The organism is Pseudomonas fitomaticsae, assembly GCF_021018765.1.
GTDB classification, from domain to species: Bacteria; Pseudomonadota; Gammaproteobacteria; order Pseudomonadales; family Pseudomonadaceae; genus Aquipseudomonas; species Aquipseudomonas fitomaticsae.
In genome coordinates this window covers 1,741,987-1,766,231 of the sequence record NZ_CP075567.1, presented here as the reverse complement: position 1 = coordinate 1,766,231, position 24,245 = coordinate 1,741,987, and the positions used below count along the sequence as shown (strand labels likewise).

General features: G+C 61.1%; 25 protein-coding genes, 1 tRNA gene and 1 riboswitch. Of the genes, 22 read left to right on the top strand and 4 right to left on the bottom strand.

Annotated elements, in window-relative coordinates; translation table 11 throughout:
* From KJY40_RS07940 to KJY40_RS07930, 3 genes are read left to right on the top strand one after another with little or no spacing between them, the layout of a single operon-like run.
* On the top strand, window positions 1-459 hold the full coding sequence (locus KJY40_RS07940) for a tripartite tricarboxylate transporter TctB family protein (RefSeq protein WP_102685961.1): 459 nt from the start codon (window positions 1-3) through the stop codon (window positions 457-459).
* A 1-nt stretch (window position 460) separates the two neighbouring features.
* Window positions 461-1,975 (top strand): tripartite tricarboxylate transporter permease, encoded by a 1,515-nt coding sequence (locus KJY40_RS07935; RefSeq protein WP_011332894.1) that lies wholly within the window; start codon window positions 461-463, stop codon window positions 1,973-1,975.
* A complete protein-coding gene (locus tag KJY40_RS07930) occupies window positions 1,968-2,999 on the top strand; it encodes an AbrB family transcriptional regulator (RefSeq protein ID WP_230735995.1) in 1,032 nt (343 codons plus the stop codon). The genes KJY40_RS07935 and KJY40_RS07930 overlap by 8 nt, the downstream gene beginning before the upstream one ends.
* A 3-nt stretch (window positions 3,000-3,002) precedes the next feature.
* Here the strand turns inward: KJY40_RS07930 and ung are convergent, their stop codons facing one another.
* Window positions 3,003-3,698: a uracil-DNA glycosylase gene (ung, locus tag KJY40_RS07925; protein ID WP_085605867.1), complete on the bottom strand. Its 696-nt coding sequence runs from the start codon at window positions 3,696-3,698 to the stop codon at window positions 3,003-3,005.
* Window positions 3,699-3,830: 132 nt separating this feature from the next.
* Between ung and KJY40_RS07920 the strand changes: the two genes are divergently transcribed.
* A complete protein-coding gene (locus KJY40_RS07920; protein WP_230735993.1) occupies window positions 3,831-4,943 on the top strand; it encodes an enoyl-CoA hydratase/isomerase family protein in 1,113 nt (370 codons plus the stop codon).
* A gap of 51 nt (window positions 4,944-4,994) precedes the next feature.
* Here KJY40_RS07920 and KJY40_RS07915 read toward each other — a convergent pair whose 3' ends face one another.
* Window positions 4,995-5,396: a hypothetical protein gene (locus KJY40_RS07915; protein WP_085700582.1), complete on the bottom strand. Its 402-nt coding sequence runs from the start codon at window positions 5,394-5,396 to the stop codon at window positions 4,995-4,997.
* Between the two features lie 178 nt (window positions 5,397-5,574).
* On the bottom strand, window positions 5,575-5,838 hold the full coding sequence (locus tag KJY40_RS07910) for a hypothetical protein (RefSeq protein WP_230735991.1): 264 nt from the start codon (window positions 5,836-5,838) through the stop codon (window positions 5,575-5,577).
* Between the two features lie 284 nt (window positions 5,839-6,122).
* A riboswitch (guanidine-I (ykkC/yxkD leader) is annotated at window positions 6,123-6,223 on the top strand.
* Window positions 6,224-6,286: 63 nt separating this feature from the next.
* Here KJY40_RS07910 and KJY40_RS07905 point away from each other — a divergent pair.
* The 17 genes from KJY40_RS07905 to KJY40_RS07825 all read left to right on the top strand — a co-directional run bounded on the left by KJY40_RS07905 (window position 6,287) and on the right by KJY40_RS07825 (window position 22,535).
* Window positions 6,287-7,354 (top strand): putative urea ABC transporter substrate-binding protein, encoded by a 1,068-nt coding sequence (locus tag KJY40_RS07905; protein ID WP_230735989.1) that lies wholly within the window; start codon window positions 6,287-6,289, stop codon window positions 7,352-7,354.
* Between the two features lie 18 nt (window positions 7,355-7,372).
* Entirely contained in the window at window positions 7,373-8,188 is an 816-nt protein-coding gene (locus tag KJY40_RS07900) for an ABC transporter permease (protein WP_230735987.1), read from the top strand.
* Window positions 8,185-8,973 carry an ABC transporter ATP-binding protein gene (locus tag KJY40_RS07895; RefSeq protein ID WP_230735985.1) on the top strand — a complete coding sequence of 263 codons (789 nt, stop codon included), beginning with the start codon at window positions 8,185-8,187 and terminating at the stop codon, window positions 8,971-8,973. Before KJY40_RS07900 ends, KJY40_RS07895 begins: the two co-directional genes overlap by 4 nt.
* Before the next feature lie 12 nt (window positions 8,974-8,985).
* Window positions 8,986-9,711 carry an urea amidolyase associated protein UAAP1 gene (locus KJY40_RS07890; RefSeq protein ID WP_230735983.1) on the top strand — a complete coding sequence of 242 codons (726 nt, stop codon included), beginning with the start codon at window positions 8,986-8,988 and terminating at the stop codon, window positions 9,709-9,711.
* Between the two features lie 11 nt (window positions 9,712-9,722).
* Window positions 9,723-10,364: an urea amidolyase associated protein UAAP2 gene (locus KJY40_RS07885; RefSeq protein WP_007957962.1), complete on the top strand. Its 642-nt coding sequence runs from the start codon at window positions 9,723-9,725 to the stop codon at window positions 10,362-10,364.
* Window positions 10,365-10,644: 280 nt separating this feature from the next.
* The gene (gene uca, locus KJY40_RS07880; RefSeq protein WP_230735981.1) at window positions 10,645-14,277 is read left to right on the top strand and encodes an urea carboxylase; all 3,633 of its coding nucleotides are present in this window, start codon (window positions 10,645-10,647) and stop codon (window positions 14,275-14,277) included.
* 24 nt (window positions 14,278-14,301) lie between these two features.
* A complete protein-coding gene (gene atzF, locus KJY40_RS07875) occupies window positions 14,302-16,074 on the top strand; it encodes an allophanate hydrolase (protein WP_230735979.1) in 1,773 nt (590 codons plus the stop codon).
* A 157-nt stretch (window positions 16,075-16,231) separates the two neighbouring features.
* A complete protein-coding gene (locus tag KJY40_RS07870; protein WP_230735978.1) occupies window positions 16,232-17,719 on the top strand; it encodes a sensor domain-containing diguanylate cyclase in 1,488 nt (495 codons plus the stop codon).
* Window positions 17,720-17,724: 5 nt separating this feature from the next.
* On the top strand, window positions 17,725-17,943 hold the full coding sequence (locus tag KJY40_RS07865; protein WP_007957955.1) for a cysteine-rich CWC family protein: 219 nt from the start codon (window positions 17,725-17,727) through the stop codon (window positions 17,941-17,943).
* Window positions 17,944-17,976: 33 nt separating this feature from the next.
* Window positions 17,977-18,669 carry a pseudouridine synthase gene (locus tag KJY40_RS07860; protein ID WP_230735976.1) on the top strand — a complete coding sequence of 231 codons (693 nt, stop codon included), beginning with the start codon at window positions 17,977-17,979 and terminating at the stop codon, window positions 18,667-18,669.
* 316 nt (window positions 18,670-18,985) lie between these two features.
* On the top strand, window positions 18,986-19,870 hold the full coding sequence (locus tag KJY40_RS07855) for an alpha/beta fold hydrolase (RefSeq protein ID WP_230735974.1): 885 nt from the start codon (window positions 18,986-18,988) through the stop codon (window positions 19,868-19,870).
* A gap of 172 nt (window positions 19,871-20,042) precedes the next feature.
* A tRNA-Gly gene (locus KJY40_RS07850) sits at window positions 20,043-20,116 on the top strand.
* Window positions 20,117-20,398: 282 nt separating this feature from the next.
* Window positions 20,399-20,809, top strand: coding sequence for a PaaI family thioesterase (locus KJY40_RS07845; protein WP_039772722.1), 411 nt, complete (start codon window positions 20,399-20,401; stop codon window positions 20,807-20,809).
* Between the two features lie 222 nt (window positions 20,810-21,031).
* A complete protein-coding gene (locus tag KJY40_RS07840; RefSeq protein WP_007957952.1) occupies window positions 21,032-21,211 on the top strand; it encodes a type II toxin-antitoxin system HicA family toxin in 180 nt (59 codons plus the stop codon).
* 36 nt (window positions 21,212-21,247) lie between these two features.
* On the top strand, window positions 21,248-21,655 hold the full coding sequence (locus KJY40_RS07835; RefSeq protein ID WP_007957951.1) for a type II toxin-antitoxin system HicB family antitoxin: 408 nt from the start codon (window positions 21,248-21,250) through the stop codon (window positions 21,653-21,655).
* 218 nt (window positions 21,656-21,873) lie between these two features.
* Entirely contained in the window at window positions 21,874-22,176 is a 303-nt protein-coding gene (locus KJY40_RS07830; RefSeq protein ID WP_085683209.1) for a type II toxin-antitoxin system HigB family toxin, read from the top strand.
* Window positions 22,176-22,535 carry a helix-turn-helix domain-containing protein gene (locus KJY40_RS07825; RefSeq protein ID WP_085683210.1) on the top strand — a complete coding sequence of 120 codons (360 nt, stop codon included), beginning with the start codon at window positions 22,176-22,178 and terminating at the stop codon, window positions 22,533-22,535. The genes KJY40_RS07830 and KJY40_RS07825 overlap by 1 nt, the downstream gene beginning before the upstream one ends.
* Window positions 22,536-22,615: 80 nt before the next feature.
* On the opposite strand, the gene KJY40_RS07820 is transcribed toward KJY40_RS07825, so the two are convergent.
* On the bottom strand, window positions 22,616-22,984 hold the full coding sequence (locus KJY40_RS07820; RefSeq protein WP_230735972.1) for a DUF6124 family protein: 369 nt from the start codon (window positions 22,982-22,984) through the stop codon (window positions 22,616-22,618).
* A 523-nt stretch (window positions 22,985-23,507) separates the two neighbouring features.
* Here KJY40_RS07820 and KJY40_RS07815 point away from each other — a divergent pair.
* Entirely contained in the window at window positions 23,508-24,236 is a 729-nt protein-coding gene (locus KJY40_RS07815) for a class I SAM-dependent methyltransferase (protein ID WP_230735971.1), read from the top strand.
* Window positions 24,237-24,245 lie beyond the last annotated feature (9 nt).

Below are 24,245 nucleotides of genomic sequence, written 5' to 3'. Positions count from 1 at the left end.
ATGCTTATTCAACGCATTTTTGCCTCAGTGCTGTTGCTGGCCTGCGCCGGCCTGGCGCTGATGGCGTGGCCGTATCAGGCGGCTTTTTCCTACGAACCGGTCGGTCCTCGGGCATTCCCTCTGTTGATGTTGGGCCTGATGAGCCTGGCGCTGCTGTACATGGTGTTTCGCCCGGCGCCGATCAAACACAGCGATGACGAGCCGCCGCTGGATCGCGAAACCCTGACCAAGATCGCAATCTGCGTCGCCTTGCTGCTGGTGTTCGCCGGCTTGTTCGAACCGCTGGGCTTCATCCTCAGCAGCATTCTGATCGGCATCCCGATGGCGCGCCTATACGGCGGGCGCTGGGTGCCCAGCGTCATTGTCACGACGCTGATGGCGATTGGTTTGTACGTGTTGTTCGACCGCGTGATGGACGTTCCGCTGCCCCTCGGCCTGCTCGACGTTCTGGAGAACTGATATGGATACTCTCGGTTATTTGGGTCAGGGCTTCGGCGTCGCGCTGAGTCCGTACAACCTGGTCACGGCCCTGACCGGCACGCTGATCGGCACCGTGGTCGGCTTGTTGCCGGGCCTGGGCCCGATCAATGGTGTGGCGCTGCTGATCCCCATCGCATTCGCCCTCGGCCTGCCGCCGGAATCGGCCCTGATCCTGCTTGCGGCGGTCTATCTGGGCTGCGAATACGGCGGCCGGATCAGCTCGATCTTGCTGAACATTCCGGGCGAAGCCTCCACCGTGATGACCACCCTCGACGGTTACCCGATGGCCCGCAAAGGCCTGGCCGGTGTGGCGTTGTCGTTGTCGGCGTGGAGTTCGTTCATCGGCGCCTTCATCGCAACCTGCGGCATGGTGCTGTTCGCCCCGCTACTGGCGAAATGGGCGATTGCCTTCGGTCCGGCGGAATACTTCGTGTTGATGGTGTTCGCGATTGTCTGCCTCGGCGGCATGGCCGGTGACCGACCGGTGAAAACCTTTATCGCGGCGTTGATCGGTCTGTTCCTGTCCAGCGTCGGGATCGACGCCAACAGCGGTGTGTACCGTTTCACCGGCGACAACATTCACCTGACTGACGGCATTCAGTTCGTGGTGCTGGTACTGGGTCTGTTTTCGGTCAGCGAAATCCTTCTGCTGCTGGAGAAAACCCATCGCGGCCAGGAAGCGGTGAAAGCCACCGGACGGATGATGTTCAACTTCAAGGAAGCAGCGTCGGTGTTCGTGGTGAACATCCGTTGCGGCCTGCTCGGTTTCATCATGGGCGTGTTGCCGGGTGCAGGTGCGACCCTCGCCAGCGCCGTGGCCTACATGACCGAGAAACGCATCGCCGGTGCCAGCGGCAAGTTTGGCCAAGGCGACGCCCGCGGCCTCGCCGCACCGGAAACCGCCATCGGTGCCTCCGCTTGCGGCGCGCTGGTGCCGATGCTGACCCTCGGTGTTCCGGGTTCGGGTACCACAGCGGTGATGATCGGCGCCCTGTCGCTGTACAACATCACCCCCGGCCCGCTGCTGTTCCAGCAACAGCCGGACATCGTCTGGGGCCTGATCGCTTCGCTGTTCATCGCCAACATCATGCTGGTGATCCTGAACATCCCGATGATCCGCATCTTCACCCGCATCCTCGCCGTGCCGAACTGGGCACTGGTGCCGGTGATCGCGATCATCACCGGGATCGGCGTCTACGCCGTGCATGCAACCACGTTCGACCTGTTCCTGATGGTCGGCATCGGCATCTTCGGCTACATCCTGCGCAAACTGGATTTCCCGCTGTCGCCAGTGCTGCTGGGGTTCATCCTCGGCGGCCTGATGGAGCAGAACCTGCGCCGGGCGCTGTCGATTTCCAATGGTGCGCTGGAGATTCTCTGGTCGAGCCCGATCACCTTCGGCGTCTGGGTGCTGACCGCGATCATGTTGCTGATGCCGCTGCTGCGCATCTGGCGCAAACGCTCGGCCGCGCAACGCGCCGTTGCCGATGTCTGATCGGCTCTCCCTCAAAACCTGGTGGGGAACCCCGCTGGTCGGTCTGCTTGGCGGTTACATCGCCAGCCAGATCGGCTGGCCGCTGCCGTGGATGGTCGGCTCGTTGCTGGCGATCATCCTGGTGCGCTGTCTGACCCCGTGGCAATTGGCTGAAATCCCTGGCGGCCGCAAGTGCGGTCAGTGGATCGTCGGGATCGGTATCGGCCTGCACTTCACCCCACTGGTGATGGAGCAGGTGCTCAGCCACTTCGGCCTGATCTTCTTCGGAGCGCTGGTCACCAGCCTGTCGGCGGTGGTCGGCGTGTGGCTGATGCGCCGCACCGGCGAGGATCGCGCCACGGCGTTTTTCTCCAGCATGCCCGGCGGCTCGGGCGAGATGGTCAACCTCGGCGCCCGCAACGGCGCGATGCTCAGCCATGTCGCGGCCGGGCAAAGCTTGCGGGTGCTGGTGGTGGTGCTGTGTGTGCCGGCGGCGTTCAAATATCTGCTGGGTGACGGCACCCCGATTTCACACGCTGGCAGCGTCGATTGGCGCTGGCTGGCGATTCTTTTTCCGGCGGGCGGCCTGCTCGCCTGGCTCTGGCAACGCCTGCGTCAACCCAACCCATGGCTGTTCGGCCCGCTGCTGGTCAGCGCGGCAGTGAGCATCGGCTGGGATCTGCACATCGGTTTGCCCAATGGCGGCAGTCAGATTGGCCAGTGGCTGATCGGCAGCGGTCTGGGTTGTCACTTCAACCGGCAATTCTTCCGCCGAGCGCCATCGTTCATGGGGCGCACGTTGATCGGCACAGCGCTGACCATGCTGATCGCGACATTGGCGGCGTTGGGACTGAGTGCACTGACCCATCTGGATCTGCGATCGCTAACCCTGGGCATGATGCCCGGCGGGATCGCAGAGATGAGCCTGACGGCGGAAACCCTGCAATTGTCGGTGCCGCTGGTGACGGCAATGCAGGTGATGCGGCTGTTGTTCGTGCTGTTTCTGGCGGAACCGTTGTTCAAATACTGGAACCGCCAGCCCTGAGCATCAGACCACCGACGGCAGGCGCCACTCGATCGGCGCTTCGCCGTTCTGCTCCAGGAACTTGTTGGTGCGGCTGAAGTGCCCGCAACCAAGGAAACCGCGATAAGCCGACAGCGGCGACGGATGTACCGAGGTCAGCACCAGATGCTTGGTGGCGTCGATCAGCTTCTGCTTGCTCTGCGCATGAGCGCCCCAGAGCATGAACACCAGATGCGGTTGCTGCTGGCTGACCACTTCGATGATCCGGTCCGTAAAGAACTGCCAACCCTTGTCCTTGTGCGCATTGGCGTTCGCGCGTTCGACGGTCATGGTGGTGTTGAGCATCAACACGCCCTGATCGGCCCAGCTCTGCAGGTAGCCGTGGTTGGGGATGTCGATGTTCAGGTCGCGCTTCAACTCTTTATAGATGTTGACCAGCGACGGTGGTGCCGGCACGCCCGGTTGCACCGAAAAGCACAAGCCATGAGCCTGGCCCGGGCCGTGGTACGGGTCCTGGCCGAGGATGACCACTTTCACCTTGTCCAGCGGCGTCGAATTCAACGCGTTGAAGATCATCGGGCCCGGCGGATAGATTTCCTTGCCGGCCGCCCGCTCCTGCTGCAGAAAAGTGCGCAACTCTGCCATGTAGGGCTGGTCGAATTCGGCACGCAGTGCCTCCTTCCAGCTCGGTTCGAGTTTGATACGGTCGTCAGCAGTCATGGTCATACCCGGCAAAAACAATGGGGCGAACCCTAGGAAAGCCGACCACGCTTGTCAATTGATCTGACGCAGATCCGGCACTTTCCCACACAGCGATCATACTGATCGTTCAAATTCCCGATCGAGGTCACGATGAATCTGCACTTCGAAGAACTGACCGGCACCGACGGTGCGCGCATCGGCGTGGCCACGCTGGATGCCGAAAAGTCGCTCAATGCGCTGTCCCTGCCGATGATCCACGCCCTGAGTGACAAACTGAACGCCTGGGCCAAGGATCCGCAAATCGTCTGCGTGCTGCTGCGCGGCAACGGCGCCAAGGCCTTCTGCGCCGGCGGCGAAGTGCGCAGCCTGGTGGAAGCCTGCCGAGCCCATCCCGGCGAAGTGCCGCCGCTGGCCGCACAGTTTTTCAACGCTGAATATCGGCTGGATTACAGCCTGCACACTTACCCGAAACCGTTGATCTGCTGGGGCCATGGTTATGTGCTCGGCGGCGGCATGGGCCTGCTGCAAGGCGCGAGCATCCGGATCGTCACGCCGAGCAGTCGTCTGGCGATGCCGGAAATCAGCATCGGCCTGTACCCGGATGTCGGCGCCAGTTGGTTTCTGTCGCGGCTGCCGGGCAGGCTCGGTTTGTTCCTGGGTTTGACCGGCGCACACATGAACGGTCGCGATGCGATCGATCTGGATCTGGCCGACCGCTTCCTGCTCGACGACCAGCAACAGGAACTGATCGACGGCTTGTTGCAGTTGAACTGGCAGGAACAGACCGCCATGCAGCTGAACAGTCTGCTCAAAGCGTTGCAACAGGAAGCTGTGGCGCAAATGCCTGAGGCGCAATGGCTGCCGCGTCGGCAGCAGATCGATGAATGGCTGGATGTCAGCGACGTGACCTGCGCCTGGAAAGCCATCAGCCTGCATCGGGACAGCAGCGACCTGTTGATTGCCCGTGCGGCGAAAACCATGAGTGAAGGCTCGCCACTGACGGCGCATCTGGTCTGGGAACAGATCATTCGTGCCCGCCACTTGTCACTGGCCGAAGTCTTTCAGATGGAATACACCCTGAGCCTCAATTGCTGCCGCCATCCGGAATTCAGCGAAGGGGTCCGGGCGCGACTGATCGACAAGGATCAAAAACCGCACTGGCACTGGCCGGACATCGCCCGGGTGCCGGACGCGGTGGTGGAGGCGCACTTTCACAAGGTGTGGGAGGGGCGGCATCCGTTGGCGGACCTTTCCAGTTACTGAAATCCGGGCACAAAAAAAGCGGCGCTCAATGCGCCGCTTTTTTGCGAGGGGTTACCAGCGGTTGCCGTGCCGGTTGTAATCGCCACGTCCACTGTGACGGTCGTAGTTGCCACGACCCCGGCGGTCATCCCAGCCACCGCGGCGGTGGTCATCCCAGCGTCCGCGATCATGACCGTGCCAGCGACGGCTCTCGTAGTAGCGCGGGGCCGGTTGGTAATAACGAGGCGCCGAGTAGTAGCGTGGAGCCGGTTGGTAATAGCGCGGTGCTGGCTGGTAGTAGCGCGGAGCCGAATAATACGTGCTGCCGCCGGTGTAATAAGTGCCACCGCTGTAATACGAAGGTGCCTGCGATGTGTAGACCTCTGAGCTGTAGTAGCCATCTCCGTAGGAATAAGGGACGCATCCGCCAAGGGAAAAAAGCATCACGGTAAACAGAAGAATTCGGCGATACATAGCGGCCTCCTGGACCGCGGGTAGCCACACCAGCGACGCTGGCAGGCGTCAGTCTTTTATTCGGCGACTGACGAAAAATCAGACAGCGTTTTCGGCATCTGGTGCGTTTCTGCAACAACTTGAAACAAGTGATTGATGAAACCTTGTTCATGCAAAAACGCCTTCATTCAGCCGCTGATTAGTGGTGACCACCGTGGTATCCGCCGCCGTGATAACCCCGTCCGTAACCGCCCCGATAGCCATAACCGCCGTAGTAATAGCGGGCACCACCGTAGTAACGCGGACCGTAATAGCCGCCGTAGTAATAGGGCGAGTAATAGCCGGGATAGTAATAAGGCGCGGAGTAAACATCGTAGCCGCCGGCGTAGTAATAACAGCCGGACAACCCAAGACCGAGCACTGCTCCCAGCAGCACCCGACGCAGCAATTTTGAAATACGCATGACGGCCTCCTGAAAGACCTGCGACAGCAGTCGGCACAGACCGGCTGACATCAGGTTTGACTGGCTAACCGTTACCGAGTGCCCACGCCCCACCGAGCATCGGATCAGCGGCCATCGCGCTGCATCACGGTGCAGGCGCGCACCAACACAAAGCGTCGCCGGCACCTGCCAACCGAATCCTTCCACCCGCAAGCCGCATCGCAGAAGGCTCGCCGCGACTTGGCACGCCTCTCGCTTTAGCAAATCCGTGCAGGAGTCATCACAGGTTCGCGGCACCACAATTTGCAATGGCTGACTAGGGTTCCGGCTCGCATCTGCGAGTGGCTGGTCCGAGAGTTGGCGACCTCCAGTTGAGGTTACACGGCGGGACAAAAGCCCGGGAGACAAGCCACCGTTCGCGGTGCCGCGTTGCCTTCCTGTCCGCCCTCGATCAACTGGAGAAGCCACCATGTCCCGACTACGTTTGCCCGCCCTGCTCGCCGCCGCGTTCGCCGCGCTCGTCAGCACCCAATCCCCCGCCGCGCAGAAAGACCACTTCAGTGTCTGCTGGACGATCTACGCCGGCTGGATGCCATGGGAATACGCCGGCAGCCAGGGCATCGTCGATAAATGGGCGAAGAAGTACGGGATCAAGATCGATGTGGTCCAGCTCAACGACTACGTCGAATCGATCAATCAGTACACCGCCGGTCAGTTCGACGGCTGCACCATGACCAACATGGACGCGTTGACCATCCCGGCCGCCGGCGGCGTCGACAGCACCGCGCTGATCGTCAGCGATTTCTCCAACGGCAACGACGGCATCGTTCTCAAAGGCGAGGGCAAGAAAGTTGCCGACCTCAAGGGCATGGACGTCAACCTGGTCGAACTGTCGGTCTCGCATTACCTGCTGGCCCGCGCGCTGGACTCGGTCGACCTGACCGAAAAAGACCTGAAAGTGGTCAACACCTCCGACGCCGACATTTCCGCCGCCTTCAACACCGAGCAGGTCAACGCCGTCACCACCTGGAACCCGATGCTCTCGGACATCAAGGCCAAACCCGGCGTGACCGAAGTCTTCGATTCCAGCCAGATCCCCGGCGAAATCATGGACATGATGGTGGTCAACAGCGCCACCCTCAAAGACAACCCGGCGCTGGGCAAGGCACTGACCGGCGCGTGGTTCGAAGTGGTCGAGCTGATGAACGCGAAAAGCGCTGCGAGCAAGGCTGCGCTGGAACACATGGCCAAGGCCTCGGGCACCGACCTGGCCGGATTCCAGGCGCAACTGGACACCACCAGACTGTTCGCCACACCCAAAGAAGCCTTGGCATTCGCCACCAGCAAGCAACTGCCGGAAACCATGCGCCGGGTCGCCGAGTTCTCGTTCCAGCACGGTTTGCTCGGCGAAGGTGCCAGGGACACCAGTGCCGTCGGCATGACCTTCGCCAACGGCGTGACCAGCGGCGATACCGGCAACCTCAAGCTGCGTTTCGATCCGACCTACGTGCAGATGGCCGCCGACGCCAAGCTGTAAGCCACGGAGGATTTGGCCATGCGCCTGATCAATCGCCACCCGGATCGCCCGAGTCGTCTGCTGCTGGTGATCCTGCCGTTCGCCCTGGTGCTGTTCGCCTATTTCATGGGCTCGGCCGAGCGCCTGGCGGAGAACCCCAACGACAAACTGCTGCCCAGTGCCGTGCAGATGACCGATGCGGTGAAACGCCTGGCATTCAATGCCGACAGCCGCACCGGTGAATATCTGCTCTGGCAGGACACCGCCGCGAGCCTGCAACGCCTGGCCATCGGCCTCGGCATCGCGGCGCTGGCCGGGTTGTGCCTGGGCATGGCGGCCGGCACCCTGCCGCTGTTCGGCGCACCGTTGTCGCCGATGCTGACGGTGTTATCGATGGTGCCACCACTGGCGATCCTGCCGATTCTGTTCATCGTCTTCGGCCTCGGCGAGTTGTCGAAAGTGATGCTGATCGTGATCGGAATCACCCCGGCACTCGCCCGTGATCTGGAACAACGCGCACGGGACATTCCGGTCGAACTGCTGATCAAGGCGCAGACCCTCGGCGCCTCGACCTGGACCCTGATGCTGCGTGTGGTTCTGCCACAGCTGTTGCCGCGTCTGTTGATTTCACTGCGGCTGATGCTCGGTTCGGCGTGGCTGTTCCTGATCGCCGCCGAAGCCATCGCCTCCACCGACGGTCTGGGCTACCGGATTTTCCTCGTGCGCCGTTATCTGGCGATGGATGTGATTTTGCCGTACGTGGTGTGGATCACCCTGCTCGCCTGGCTGATGGATTGGGGCCTCAAATACCTGACCCGTCGGGCATTCCCCTGGTATGAGGGGGCCGCCAAATGAGCTTCATCACGGTGAAAAACGTCTGGCAGCAATACGCCGACCAAGTGGTACTCGAAGGTTTGAACCTCAACGTCAACGAGGGCGAGTTCTGCACGCTGGTCGGTGCCTCGGGCTGCGGTAAATCGACCTTCCTGCGCCTGCTGCTCGGCCAGGAAACCGCCAGTCGCGGCGAGATCCTGCTCGACGGCCAGCCACTGGCCCGCGAGCCGGATGCCAGCCGTGGCGTGGTGTTCCAGCGCTACTCGGTGTTCCCGCACCTGAGCGTGCTGAACAACGTCGCCCTCGGCCTCGAACTGCCCCGGGCGCCGCTGCTCGGGCGTCTGTTCGGCAGCGCCAAACGCGACGCCCGCGAGCAGGCCTCGGCGCTGCTGCAAAAAGTCGGCCTCGGCCATGCGCTGGACAAGTACCCGGCGCAACTGTCCGGCGGCATGCAACAGCGGCTGGCGATCGCCCAGGCGCTGATCATGAAACCGCGCGTGTTGCTGCTCGACGAGCCGTTCGGCGCGCTCGATCCGGGCATTCGCAAGGACATGCACGCGTTGCTGCTGGAGCTGTGGCGCGAGACGCAACTGACCGTGTTCATGGTCACCCACGACCTGTCCGAAGGTTTCAGCCTCGGCACCCGTCTGCTGGTGTTCGACAAGGTCCGCCTCGACCCGCACGCCCCCGGCGCCTATGGCGCCCGCATCACCTACGACATCCCTTTGAACAGCGACCGCCGCGCCCAACGCGCCGCCGCCGACGCCTTGCCGGTGCAACTGGCGAGCGCCCTTCGAACCGCTTGAGAGGAATTTCCCATGACTGATTCAACCCGAATTTTTCCACCCTTCGCCGAAGAAACCCTGCCCGGCGGCGGCCACCGCTCCTTCGTCTTGAAGCGTGGGCAATTGCTGCGCCTGACCGACCTGCGCGGAGGGGCCAACGTCAGCCTGACCTTGCTCAACGCCAACGAAAAAACCGAACGCCTGAACCTGCCCGACAGCCTCAAATGCCAACACACCGCCAAGCTGACCGCCGGCCATTGCCTGTACTCGGACATGGGCCGCGTGCTGGCGGCGATCACGGCGGATACCTGCGGCTGGAGCGACAGCCTCGGCGGTGTGCTGTGCGCCGAGGAAGTCGCGGAAAAATACGGCCAGGGCCGCTATCAGGAACTGCGCAACGGTTTCTTTCGCAACGGCACCGACAACCTGCTGGTGGAACTCGGCAAGTGGGGGCTGGGCCTGTCCGACCTGCTGATGACCCTCAACCTGTTCAGCCGGGTCAACGTCGATGAAAGCGGGCGTTTGCACTTTGCCGAAGGCCATTCGCAGGCCGGTGACTACATCGAACTGTATGCACCGATGGACACCCTGGTTGTGCTCACAGCCCTGCAACATCCGCTCGATCCGTCGCCGCAATACGCACCCAAACCGCTGAAGCTGAGCTGGATGAACGCCGACCCGAGCGTCGCCGAGCACTGCCGTACCTCGCGCCCGGAAAACGAGCGCGGCTTTATCAACACCGACCGTTTGTTCGCCTGAGGATCGTCGCCATGTCAGTTGCTATCGCCACTTCGCAAAAACAACCCGACGCTGCGGTGTACCGCGCGACCATTCCCGCCGGCGAACCCTGGCTGATGGAGGTCAAGGCCGGCCAGACCCTGCGCATCCTCGATCTGGAAGGCAATCAGGCGGTCGACACCTTGTTTTACAGCGCCGCCAATCCCCGTGAGCGCTACGACGTGCAACGCACATTGCGCCGACAAAACAACGTCTACCTGAGCACCGGCAGCGTTTTGTATTCCAACCTCGGCAAACCGATGCTGACTCTGATTGCCGACACCTGCGGCCGCCACGACACCCTCGGCGGTGCCTGCGCGCAAGAGAGCAACACCGTGCGCTACGCCCTGGAAAAACGCTACATGCACAGCTGCCGCGACAACTACCTGCGCGCCTGCGCCCACGACGGGCGCTTGGGCAAAGGTGACATCGGGCCGAACATCAATTTCTTCATGAACGTACCGGTGACCGCCGAGGGTGGCCTGACCTTCGAAGACGGGATTTCCGCCCCCGGCAAATACGTCGACCTGCGCGCGGAGATGGACGTGATCGTGCTGATCTCCAACTGCCCGCAACTGAACAACCCGTGCAACGCCTACAACCCGACACCTGCGGAGCTACTGGTATGGAACTGAAATTCGTCCGTCTGCGCCGCTGGTTGTTTGCCCTGTGCCAGGCACGCTCGGGCCAGTGCCTGAAATCCCCCAAACACCCCTGAACCTTGTGGGAGCTGGCTTGCCAGCGATGGCGTCGGCACAGCCAACATTGATGATGACTGACACACCGCCATCGCGGGCAAGCCCGCTCCCACAAGGTCAATGGTGACTTTCGAAATTGTGATTTTGCCGTCGGGGACGACCCCGGCGCTCATCGAAAAACTGCGGGACGGCCCGCATCCCCTTCAGGGGTTTTGCCATGTTCGAAAAAGTCCTGATTGCCAACCGTGGCGCGATTGCCTGCCGCATTCTGCGCACCTTGCGTGAACTGCACGTCGAAGGCGTCGCGGTGTACTCCGAAGCCGATGCCGCCAGCCTGCACATCCTGCAAGCCGAGCAAGCCCACAGCCTCGGCGAAGGCGCAGCGGCCGGCACCTATCTGGCCGTGGACAAGATTCTCGCCATCGCCAAAGCCACTGGCGCCACCGCAATCCACCCCGGTTACGGCTTCCTCTCGGAAAACGCCGCGTTCGCCGAAGCCTGCGCAAACCATGGCATAGCCTTCATCGGCCCGACACCGGAGCAACTGCGGGTGTTCGGCCTCAAGCACACCGCACGCGCCCTGGCCAAACAGCACGGCGTGCCGATGCTCGAAGGCACCGAACTGCTCGACAACCTCGACGCCGCACTGACAGCCGGCGAACAGGTCGGTTATCCGGTGATGCTCAAAAGCACCGCCGGTGGCGGTGGCATCGGCATGCGCGTGTGCCGTAACCCCAGCGAGCTGAGCGAGTCGTTCGAGGCGGTGAAGCGCCTCGGCCAGAACAACTTCAGCGACGCTGGCGTGTTCATCGAGAAGTACATCCAGCGTGCGCGGCATCTGGAAGTCCAAGTGTTCGGCGACGGCCACGGCGCGGTGATCGCCCTCGGCGTGCGCGATTGCTCGGTGCAGCGGCGCAATCAGAAAGTCCTCGAGGAAACCCCGGCACCGAACCTGCCCGAAGGCATGGCGGATGAACTGTGCGCGGCGGCGATCAAACTGGCCAAAGCAGTGAATTACCGCAGCGCCGGCACCGTCGAATTCGTTTTCGACAGCGATGCGCAGCGCTTCTATTTTCTGGAAGTGAACACCCGGTTGCAGGTCGAACACGGTGTTACCGAACAGGTGTGGGGCGTCGATCTGGTGCGCTGGATGATCGAGTTGGCGGCCGGTGACTTGCCGCCGCTGGCCGAGTTGTTCGCAGGCCTGCAACCACAGGGGCACGCGATTCAAGCGCGGCTGTATGCCGAGGATCCGGGCCGCGATTTCCAGCCCAGCCCCGGCTTGCTGACGGCGGTCGATTTCCCCGTCGCCGACGGCCGGCATCTGCGCATCGACACCTGGGTCGAGGCCGGTTGCGAGATCCCGCCCTACTTCGATCCGATGATCGCCAAAGTCATCAGTTGGGCGCCGACCCGCGAACAGGCGCGTGCCGATCTGCATCAGGCCCTCGGCGACAGCGTGCTGTACGGCGTGGAAACCAACCGTGACTACCTGCGACAGATTCTGCTCGATACGCCGTTTGCCAGCGGCCAGCCCTGGACCCGTTGCCTGGAAGGCCTGGTGTACCGGGCCAACACCTTCGAAGTGCTGAGCGCCGGCACCCAGACCAGCGTCCAGGACTACCCCGGTCGTCTCGGCTACTGGGCGGTCGGCGTGCCACCCTCGGGGCCGATGGACAGCCGCGCGTTGCGCCTGGGCAATCGTTTACTGGGCAACGATGAAGGCCTGGCGGCGCTGGAAATCACCATGAGCGGGCCGTTGCTGCGCTTCAATTGCGATGCAGTGGTGGCCATGACCGGCGCACCGATTGCCCTGACACTCGACGGCCAGCCGCAAGCGATGAACACCGCCCTGCTGATCCCGGCGGGCAGCCAATTGCATCTGGGCAATCTGCCGGGCGCCGGGGCCCGCAGCTACCTGTGCCTGCGTGGCGGCGTGCAAGTGCCGGATTATCTGGGCAGCAAAAGCACCTTCACGCTCGGTCAGTTCGGTGGTCATGGCGGACGGGCCTTGCGCGCCGGTGACGTGCTGCATCTGGCGGCCCTGAGTGAGCGCAGCGCCGGCCAGACATTGGCCCCCCATCACGTCAGCGAATTACCTGCCGTGCGCCGGATCCGCGTCATCTACGGCCCTCATGGCGCGCCTGAATACTTCACTGAAAACTACATCGGCACCTTTTTCGCCACGCAATGGGAAGTGCATTTCAACTCCAGCCGCACCGGCGTGCGCCTGATCGGGCCGAAACCAGAGTGGGTGCGCGCCGACGGCGGCGAGGCCGGTCTGCATCCGTCGAACATCCACGACAACCCCTACGCCATCGGCGCCGTGGACTTCACCGGTGACATGCCGGTGATCCTCGGCCCGGATGGCCCGAGTCTTGGCGGGTTTGTCTGCCCGGTGACGGTGATCGAGGCGGATCTCTGGCAACTGGGTCAGCTCAAGGCCGGAGACAAGGTGCAGTTCGTGCCCGTCGACCTCCAGACCGCACGCGATCTCGCCCTGAAATGGGAGACCTGTGGCAGCTGGCTTGCCAGCGATGAAGTTGACGCGGTGTCTGCTCGGGCCCCATCGCTGGCAAGCCAGCTCCCACAGGGCTTGGTTTCGCCTGTGGTTCTGGAGTTGGGTCAGGACGACAAGCGGCTGGTCGGGCGTGTGTCCGGCGATACGCATCTGCTGCTGGAAATCGGTGCGCCGGAACTGGATCTGGTCCTGCGCTTCCGGGCCCACGCACTGATGCAGGCGCTGGAAAGCAAAAGCCTGCAAGGCGTGATCGACCTGACACCTGGCATTCGTTCGCTGCAGATCCACTATCAGCCCGAGCAACTGCCGTTGGCCGATCTGCTCGGGATCGTCGCTGGCGAGTGGGATGCCGTGTGCAGCGCCACTGACTTGCAAGTGCCGTCGCGCATCGTCCACTTGCCCCTGTCGTGGGACGATCCGGCCTGCCAGTTGGCGATCGAGAAATACATGACCACCGTGCGCAAGGACGCACCATGGTGCCCAAGCAATCTGGAGTTCATCCGCCGCATCAATGACCTGCCCAACCTCGACGAGGTGCAACGCACGGTGTTCGATGCGAGCTATCTGGTGATGGGCCTCGGCGACGTCTACCTGGGTGCGCCGGTCGCCACGCCACTCGACCCGCGCCATCGGCTGGTGACCACCAAGTACAACCCGGCGCGCACCTGGACCGCCGAGAACTCGGTGGGCATCGGCGGCGCCTACATGTGTGTCTACGGCATGGAAGGCCCGGGCGGATATCAGTTCGTCGGGCGTACCTTGCAGATGTGGAACCGCTATCGCGAAGTCGCCGCGTTCGAAGGCAAACCGTGGCTGCTGCGCTTCTTCGACCAGATCCGCTTCTACCCGGTCAGCGCCGAAGAACTGCTGCGCATCCGCCGGGATTTTCCCCTCGGGCGTTTCGACCTGAACATCGAACAGAGCCAGCTCAACCTCGGCGACTATCAAGGGTTTCTCAACCGCGAAGCCGAGAGCATCCACGCCTTTCGCCAGCAGCAACAAGCTGCGTTCAACGCCGAGCGTGAACGCTGGATCGCCAGCGGCCAGGCGCACTTCGACAGCGAAGAAGCCGTGCCGCAAAGCCACGACGAAACGCCGCTGGCCAGCGGTCAGCAGAGTGTCGACAGCCACATCGCCGGCAACCTGTGGCAGGTCCAGGTCGAGGTCGGGAGTCGCGTCGCGGCCGGCGATGCGCTGGTGATTCTGGAGTCGATGAAGATGGAAATCCCCGTGCTCGCGCCACTGCCCGGCGTGGTCCGGGAGATTCGTGTGCAACCCGGTTCGGCGGTACGCGCCGGTCAACGGGTCGTGGTGCTGGAACTCGACTGAACCCATTTTGCAAAGGATGACCTCATGAATCTGCAACTCGATGCCCTCCGCGAGGCCTACCGCGACGGTCAGACCACACCGCGCAAATTGCTGTTGGCCCTGCGGGAAAAAGCCGCTGCGCTCAATCCCGACTATCACCTGTTTATTCATCTGCTCAGCGTCGAGGAACTGGAGCCGTACCTCGCCAGCCTCGACGACCGTGATCCTGAGAGCTTGCCGCTGTATGGCGTGCCGTTCGCGATCAAGGACAACATCGACCTGGTCGGTGTCGCAACCACGGCCGCCTGCCCCGCATTCGCCTACGTTCCCGAACGCTCGGCAACCATCGTCGAACAGTTGCTGGCACTGGGGGCGATTCCGCTGGGCAAGACCAACCTCGACCAGTTCGCCACCGGCCTCAATGGCAGCCGCTCACCCTACGGCGCCTGCCCCAATAGCGTATTGCCGGAATATCCCTCCGGTGGTTCCAGCGCCGGTTCGTCACTGGCGGTGGCGCTCGGCGTCGCCAGTTTTGCCTTGGGCACCGACACTGCAGGCTCGGGGCGGGTGCCGGCGGCACTGAACAACCTGGTGGGTTTGAAGGCCAGCAAAGGGCTGATCTCCACCGCTGGGGTGGTACCGGCCTGCCGTACGCTGGACTGCGTCACGACCTTCACCGCCACAGCACGCGAGGCGAGCCAGTTGCTGGCACTGACCGCCCGTTTCGACCCTCGGGATGAATACAGCCGCCGCAATCCGGCGTGGAATGACGGCTCGGCATTCGGTGCTCTCAAACCCTTCCGGTTTGGCGTTCCGCGTGCACAGGATCTTGAGTTTTTCGGTTGCCCCGAAGGGCCACTGCTGTTCGGCGATGCCATCGACCGTCTGAAGGCTCTGGGCGGCGAAGCAGTCGAACTGGATCTGTCACCGTTCCTCGAAGCCGCGCGGTTGCTGTACGAAGGGCCATGGGTCGCCGAGCGTTACAGCGTTGCCGGCGAACTGATGCAACAGCGTCCCGAAGCCGTGCTGCCGGTGATCCGCGCGGTGCTGGCCAAAGCCCCGGCGGTGACGGGCGTGCAAGCGTTCCGTGCGCAGTATCGACTGCAGGCGCTCAAAGCCGTTTGCGATCAGGCCCTCGACGGACTCGACTGCGTGCTCACGCCCACCATCGGCCGCCCGGTGACTCTGGCAGAACTGGACGCCGAGCCGGTGCTGCGCAACGCCGAACTGGGTTACTACACCAACTTCATGAACCTGCTGGATTACGCGGCCGTCGCCGTGCCCAGTGCGCTCATGAACAACGGTTTGCCGTGGGGCGTGACGCTGTTTGGCCGGGCGTTCACCGACCAGTATCTGCTGGGCCTGGCGGACGCCTTGCAGCGCCAGCAGAATCCGCTGCTGCCGACACCGGCGAGTCCGGCGCGCAATGACCGGGCGCGGCTGGTGGTCTGCGGCGCGCACCTTGACGGACTGGCCCTGAACTGGCAGTTGCAGCAACGCGGCGCACGCCTGATCGAAGCCACCTACAGCTCCAAGGACTACAAACTCTACGCGCTGGCCGGCGGCCCACCGCTGCGTCCGGGCATGCTGCGCGTGGCGGAGGGCGGCGTGGCAATCGAGGTGGAAGTCTGGGAGTTGCCAAGCGGCGAACTTGGTTCGTTCCTGACCGGCATCCCGGCCCCGCTCGGGCTGGGCAAGGTTCAACTGGCGGACGGCCGCTGGGAGAGCGGTTTCATCTGTGAACCCTACGGCCTGGAAGGTGCGATCGACATCAGCCATCTGGGCGGCTGGCGCGCCTACCTGGCCAGCCGCGACTGACCCGAAAATCTGGTAAATCGCCGACCCTCTTCCTGCTCGAGAGGGTCGGTGAGAGAGCGGCGTCTGATTACCCGTCATTTCAGGCACAAATCCCGCAGTTTTTTCCCGGCCATCTCACTAGAATGCTGCCATCGGGCCACCGTCGACGGAACTGCCAATGCCGCTCAGATCTGCGTTTTACTCACAACGTTCGCTGGTACTGACTCTGGTCGCCCTCCTCGGCGCAGGTTTCCTCGCCACCTCGCTGCTCAGCTACTACGCCTCGCGGGCGTCGATCCGCGACAACATCGTCAACACCGAACTGCCGCTGACTTCCGACACGGTGTATTCGGAAATCCAGAAAGACCTCGTCAGACCGATCCTGATTTCCTCGATGATGTCCCGCGACACTTTCATGCGCGACTGGGTGGTGAACGGGGAAAAAGACAGCGACCAGATGACCCGCTATCTCGACGAGGTCATGACCCACTACGGCGCCTACACCGCGTTTTTTGTGTCCAACAGCACTCACACCTACTACCACGCCAAGGGCGTGCTCAAGCAGGTGAAAATCGACGAACCGCGCGACGCCTGGTACTTCCGCGTGCGCGACATGAAGGATCCGTACGAGATCAACGTCGACCCGGACCTGGCCAACAAAGACAACATGACCTTCTTCATCAACTACAAGGTCTACGACTACGACAATCGCTTCATCGGCGCCGCTGGCGTGGGGCTCACGGTAGATGCGGTGATCAAGCTGATCGACAAGTATCAACAGCGCTATCAACGCAGTGTGTACTTCGTCGACACCTTCGGCCGACTGGTACTGACCGGAGCCGAGGGTGGACCGGAAGGTGCCCAGGTCGGGAAAAGCCTGAACGACCTCGACAGCATGAAAAGCCTGGTCAGCCAGTTGCCCAAACCCCACAGCGGCAGCTACGAATATTCCGCCCACGGTCAGGGACATTTCCTCAACGTGCGGTTCATTCCTGAGTTGAACTGGTACCTGTTCGTCGATAAACGCGAAGACGGCGCGCTGAGCGAAATCCGCCAGTCGCTGTATCTCAACCTGTTGATCTGCCTGCTGGTGACGCTGATCGTGTTGGCGCTGGTCAACCGCTTGATCCGCCGCTATCAGGAAAAGATCCACGCCCAGGCCACCCTCGACAGCCTCACCGAACTGCCCAACCGCCGTGGCTTCGACCTGCTCGCCGTGCAAGCGCTGCACGAAGCTCACCGCGAGCCGAAACCGCTGACCGCGCTGTTGCTGGATCTGGACCACTTCAAGGTATTGAACGACACCTACGGACACATGGCCGGCGATCAAGTGCTGATCGGGTTCGCCCGGGATCTGCAAAGTTGCCTGCGGCATTCCGACATCGTCTGCCGTTGGGGCGGTGAGGAATTTATCGTGCTGCTGAAAGACACCGACGGCGAGACCGGTCAGAAGATTGCCGAGAAGATCCGTCAGCACGTCGAACAGCATGAATATGCCTACAACGGTCATACCCTGAATCTGACGGTCAGCATCGGCGCCACCACCCTGCAACGGGATGACACCTTGCACAGCCTGCTGTCCCGGGCCGATCATGCGATGTACCGGGCCAAACAGACCGGCCGTAACCGCACCTGCGTGGAAATGCCTCACTCGACCTATGCCTGACGCCCATGAACAAACCTGACCTCTGCCCGGCCTGCGGCGCGCGCAACGACTGCACCCTGGCCGACCCGCGTACCGCCGACCGCGCCTGCTGGTGCTACGGCGTTTCCATCGATCCGGCAGTCCTTGAAGCGCTGCCGGCGGAACTGCGCGACAAGTCCTGCCTGTGCCCGCGTTGCGCCCAGGTCGAGGCGCAACTGCAAGCGGCCAAGCCGTCGATCCCGTAAGATGCGCGCCCCGCTACCTGCCGATTTCTGATCATGCGCGTCGACCGTTTCCTCAGTAACCTGCCCCGCTACAACCGCAAGCAGGTTCGCCTGTTGCTGGTGGAAAAGCGCGTGCGCATTGACGGAAGAGTCGTCAGCGACCCCCATAGCGAAGTCCTGGAATTCAGCCGCGTCGAAGTCGACGACGAAGTGCTGCAAAGCGGCAAACCGGCGCGCTACTTCATGCTGTACAAGCCGCAGGGCTGCGTCAGCGCCACCCGCGATCCCGAGCATCCGACCGTGCTTGATCTGATCCACGAGTCGGACAAGGACGACCTGCACATCGCCGGACGCCTGGATTTCAACACCACCGGGCTGATGCTGATCACCAACGACGGCAGCTGGTCGAGGCGACTGACCCAGCCGCAGACCAAACTGCCGAAGGTCTATTACGTCGAGACCGAACAGGAAATCGGCCCGGAATATGCGATCAAGTTCGCCGAGGGGATCTACTTCGCCTTCGAAGACCTGACCACCCAACCGGCGCAGCTGGAGGTGCTTGGCCCACGGACGGCGCGGCTGAGCATCGTCGAGGGTCGCTACCATCAGGTGAAGCGCATGTTCGGTCACTTCAACAACAAAGTGCTGCGCCTGCACCGCGAATCCATGGGGTCGTTGGCGCTGGATCACGCGCTAAAACCGGGCGAGTACCGTGCTTTGCGCACCGAAGAGATTCATTTGTTCTGAGCAGCCGACCGCTCAGCAGAAGTTGTCGAACAATTTACCAACGGCACTTGCGCGATCCGGATCCCCCTGCTTGAATCAGGTCGTCGGCCAAATTGTGACCGATGAGTCACACATAACATCCAAGAAACTTTTTGTCGGTAGACAGCCCCTCAGGGCTGCGCCTCAGCCGGCAGACTGCCCGCCAATAACAACACCCGTCGACCTGCCGTATCGGATCGACATGGGCCACAAAATTCCAGGCATATGCCTACCTGTCACAAAGCTCGTGCAATCTCATTTGCGCGCATACCCGCTTGCTTGCCAGGAGTCTTATGACATGAGGCCAGAAATCGCTGTGCTGGATATACAGGGTCAGTATCGGGTTTACACGGAGTTCTATCGCGCAGACGCCGCAGAAAAGACCATCATCCTGGTCAACGGCTCGATGGCCACGACTGCGTCGTTTGCACAAACCGTGAAAAATCTGCACCCGCAATTCAACGTGGTCTGCTACGACCAGCCCTACGCGGGCAAGTCGAAAGTCCACAACCGCCACGAGAAACATCTGACGAAAGAAGTTGAAGGTCTGATCCTGCTGGAGCTGATCGACCACTTCGCCGCCGAGCACGTTCTGTCGTTCTCCTGGGGTGGCGCCGCAACCCTGGTTGCCCTCGCCCGTCAGCCTCGGCGGATCGAAAAAGCCGTGATCAGCTCGTTCTCACCGGTGATCAACGCGCACATGCTCGATTACCTCGAACGCGGCGTCGAATGCCTCGGCCAACGCGACGGCGATCGGGTCGGGCACCTCGTCAACGACACCATCGGCAAACACTTGCCGTCGCTGTTCAAGCGCTTCAACTATCGCCACGTCAGCAGCCTGGCCGAGCACGAATACGGGCAGATGCATTTTCACATCAACGACGTGCTGCACAGCGACCGTCAGTGCTATCTGAACGCGGCGAAGAAAATCAATGTGCCGGTGCTGTTCATGAACGGCGAATGGGACGAATACACCGCCGCCGAAGATGCGCGCCTGTTCGGCAACCACGTCGCGCAGAGCACCTTCACTACCCTGCAGGCCACCGGGCACTTCCTCGACATGGAACACAAATCCGCCTGCCGGGACAGCCAGAACGCCCTGCTCGGTTTCCTGAAACCGGCGCAACAGGCCAGCCGAACGCGTTACCAGTTTGTCCAGGATCACCATGCATTGGCCATTTGAAACAGTGTCGTCGCGAGCAAGCCTGCGGGGCTGAGATTCAGCCGTTCTCCAGCCCGCAGTACTTGCCCGCGATTGACCGATTTTTCGGCTCTGTTTCAGGACTTTCCGTAGTTCGCGTGCAAAGAAAACTTCAAATCCGTGGCCGAGTCTGGTACAAAGTCAGCCGCTCTGAGCGGGTGTCGTATAATGGCATTACTCCAGCTTCCCAAGCTGATAACGAGGGTTCGATTCCCTTCACCCGCTCCAATCGAATTTATGTCCTGCGTCGTGGTTTGACGGGGGATGAAAAAAACCGGCCTTGATGGCCGGTTTTTTTGTGTCTGGGATTTGAGTTTTCATTGGCAAATCCAAAGATCGCCACCGTCGAAACAACCCTGCCCCCTGCTGCTCCATCGTGATCAGCTTATCGCTGCAAATTCCCCATACGTATGATCCTTCTCCGACGGCGAAGTCAGGATTAAACCCTCATAAGCAACGCTCCGTATTCAGGCCAAAGAACCTGGTAACCAACCGGCACAGGGATCGACCATGAACGACACAGCTATTCCCGAGGGCTTCACTCCGCTGACCCGCAGCAGTCCGCTGCTCGACTTGCTTGGCCCGATCTATACCAGAGGCAGTGGCTTGCAACTTGAAATCGGTCTGCGGACAGACTCACGACATGCCAACGGACGAGGCACGTTGCATGGCGGTGTATTGGCGACTTTGGCGGATGTCGGCATGGGGTACGCCATGGCATTTTCCAGCGACCCTCCCCTGCCATTGATCACGGCGAGTATGACCCTGGACTATCTCAGCGCGGTGCAGATCAATGAGTGGCTCGAGGTACGCGTTGAGCACTCCAAAAAAGGACGGCAGCTGGCGTTTGCCACTGTCGGGTTGCATGTCGGTGATCGAATGGTTGCCCGTGCCAGCGCGGTGTTCGCTGTGCCGCAGTAGTATCCCCCTGCATCCAACCGGTCTTGATGACCGGTTTTTTGTACCCGTTTCATTTCGCAGCAACGGCCCGCAATACACTCCCCATCCCGCTGAAGTATCCCCGCCTATTCTTCTTCGTGACCGCCGCCCCCATCAAAGGACGATGACCGCTCGGTGGTTATAGTGTTGATCGATAAAAAATCGTGGGTATAGTACCCACCAAGCACACCACAGGGAGGTGTTGTGAATAGCCGTTTTCTAATTGGCCAGCTCGTCGCAGACGGTTGGTATCTGGTGCGGGTCAGGGGCAGTCATCATCACTTCAAGCATCCGACCAAACCTGGTCTGGTCACAGTGCCTCACCCAAAGAAGGATCTGCTCAAGAAAACGGCCATCAGTATTTTGCAGCAGGCGCTGCTCTGACTCATCAGGTCAATTGCGCCGTGGAGGACGACACACATGCTTTACCCGATCGCGATTTCAGTGGGTGATGAAGGACATGCCTGGGGAGTGGAGGTGCCGGATATTCCGGGCTGCTTCTCCGCTGGAGATGATCTGGACGATGCGATGGCGATGGCCCGCGAAGCCATTGAAGGCCATTTCGAGATTCTGGCCGAAGACGGCTCGCCCATCCCGCCAGCCAACAAGGTCACGCTGCATGCTGCCAACCCTAAATACGCCGGCTGCACTTGGGCGGTGGTGGATATCGATGTGACCAAATACCTGGGCAAAGCTCAGAAACTCAACATCACATTGCCGGGCTACCTGCTCAATCGAATCGATGAGTACGTGTTGCACCATCCGGAAGAGAAAAGCCGCTCCGGATTCCTGGCCTCGGCGGCGCTCAAGGTTTTGCAGCAACGTTGAAAGTGAATTGAGAAACCGGTCCTGATGACCGGTTTTTTAATGTCTGTCTTTGATGGAACCTCAGGCCGTCATTGCTTGATAAATAATTCAGATCACATGCTTCAACGTGGGCCCCTACGCTTACGACAAAGCGACTCACCCGCTTTGCTCAATGGATATCAGAGATTGCATCTCTGTTAGGCGAAGACTAATATCTCCCAAAACGGGAGGAGGCATGGATGCGGATAATTGCAAGAGCAACCTTGCGGGAATTTTGGGAGAGCAATCCGGCTCATCTTGATTCCCAGACCCCGCTGGTTGAATGGTATCGCCATATGGAAAAGGCACTCTACCGCACGCCACAAGAGATCAAGGCCGAGCTCAGAACAGCCAGCATCCTCAAGGGTGCAAGGGTTGTCTTCAATATCGGTGGCAACAAATATCGAGTGATTCTGGCAATTGATTACCAGCGGCAGCTTGGCTTCATCCGGTTCGTCGGCACCCATGCCCAGTATGACCAGATCAACGCGGAGACCGTGTAATGAACATCAAGCCAATTCGCAGTCCGGAAGACCTGACTGCGGCGTTGACACGAGTGGAACAGCTCTGGGGAGCTGAAGTCGGCTCGACTGAAGGTGATGAACTGGAAATCCTCGTGCTACTCATCGAGAAGTACGAAGAAGAACATTACCCAATACCGCCGTCTGATCCGATTGAGGCGATTAAATTTCGCATGGAACAGCAAGGCCTGACTCCTCGTGACCTGGAGCCTTTCATTGGCACCAGCGGACGCGTGTCAGAAGTACTGAACCGCAAACGAAAATTAAGCCTGTCGATGATTAAACGTCTGCACGATGGATTGCGAATCCCTTATGAAAGTTTGCTTTCGGGCGTTTCTTGACAGAACAAACCCAGGGATACGGAAATGAAAAAACCGGTCGCGACGACCGGTTTTTTTATGCCTGCCAGAACAGCTGCAATTCAGTCCTTCACCTCAACATGATCCAGCGCCTGATTCACCGCCAATTCCCCCAGCATCACCAACTGCGCAATGCCTATCGCGGTTCTGCGGTGGGCGGGGTCGAGGGTGGCGGCGAAGTTGTTGAGCATCTCGGAGGCCGAGCCCAGGGACTCGCTGGCGTTGGCGAGCAGGGATTCGGTGTCGTAGGCCGGGTTGGCGAAGTACATCGGGTCGGGCTGGTTGGTCGTGCCCATGACATGGGCGCCGGGGCAGAGGTAGTGATCGAGGGCGCGGTTGGCAGCGTCGTTGAGTTTTCTGGAGCCGATTGAGCTGTAGGGGGACGTCGGGTCGGTTTCGACTTCTGGGGGATTAGGTGTTGGCTTGAACATGATTTGATACTCGGTGTGATGGTTAGAGCTGCCCCATTCGGTTCCACGCGAAGGGGTGGCAGCTGTACGCAGGTTGGAACCCGGGCCACCAAGCAAAACCCGACAGACTCGAAGTCTCCCGCGCACAGCCGCCATAACAGAGTGCACACCATCAAGGTGCGCAAGCATACGTCATGAACGACGCTTTGCATTCAGTGAAGTCGCCGGGGTTCCAATCCCGATCGCCGATTCATCAGCGACCCTCACAGGCTAGAGACCGCACTTCCGACGGACAACCTGAAAACATTGTGGGAAGGTTCAGTAAACGGAACCCACTCTTTAAACATCCCGTAGCGAAAAACCGCGTTTACAGATCCCCAACACTCCCCCGGTTCTCACGTTCGCCACGACCCGCTAGCATTTCTCCATCGCCCACCACCCTCCCCCTGCGCGGCCATCGACGAATACGCGCCATCACGTTTCGAGGGATTCAAAACTGTGGCCTGCGAGCCACCCAAATCAAATTCAAAAGAGCAGCAAACCCATGACCCAGAACATCTACGACGATCCCGAATTTTTCCAGGGCTACAGCCAGATGAACCGCTCCATCGGCGGCCTCGATGCCGCGCCGGAATGGCCTGCGCTGAAAGCCTTGCTGCCCTCCCTGCACGGTTTGCAGGTGGTGGATCTGGGCTGCGGCTACGGCTGGTTCTGCCGCTGGGCCAGCGAAAACGGCGCTGCCGAAGTGCTGGGGCTGGATGTCTCGGAGAAAATGCTCGAGCGAGCGAAAGAAACCACCTCAGCTGCAAACATCCGCTACGAACGCGCCGACCTGGAACACCTCGACTTGCCTGCGTGCACTTACGATCTGGCCTACAGCTCACTGGCCCTGCATTACATCAACGATCTCCCGGGGCTGTTCGCCAAGCTGCACGCGGCGCTTAAGCCCGGAGCGCATTTTGTGTTTTCCATCGAGCACCCGATCTTCATGGCGCCGCGCAATCCGGGCTGGCTGATCGACAGCGAAGGCAACAAGCGCTGGCCGCTGGACAGTTATCAGATGGAGGGCGAGCGGGTGACCAACTGGCTGGCCGACGGTGTGATCAAGCAGCATCGTACGGTCGGGACATTGCTCAACGCGTTGATCGACGCAGGTTTCACGATTCAACACGTCAACGAATGGGGCCCGAGCGATGACGAAGTGGCCGCGCAACCGGCCCTCGCAGAAGAGCGTGAGCGGCCGATGATGATGCTGGTCGCGGTACAGCGCTGACCGCAAAAG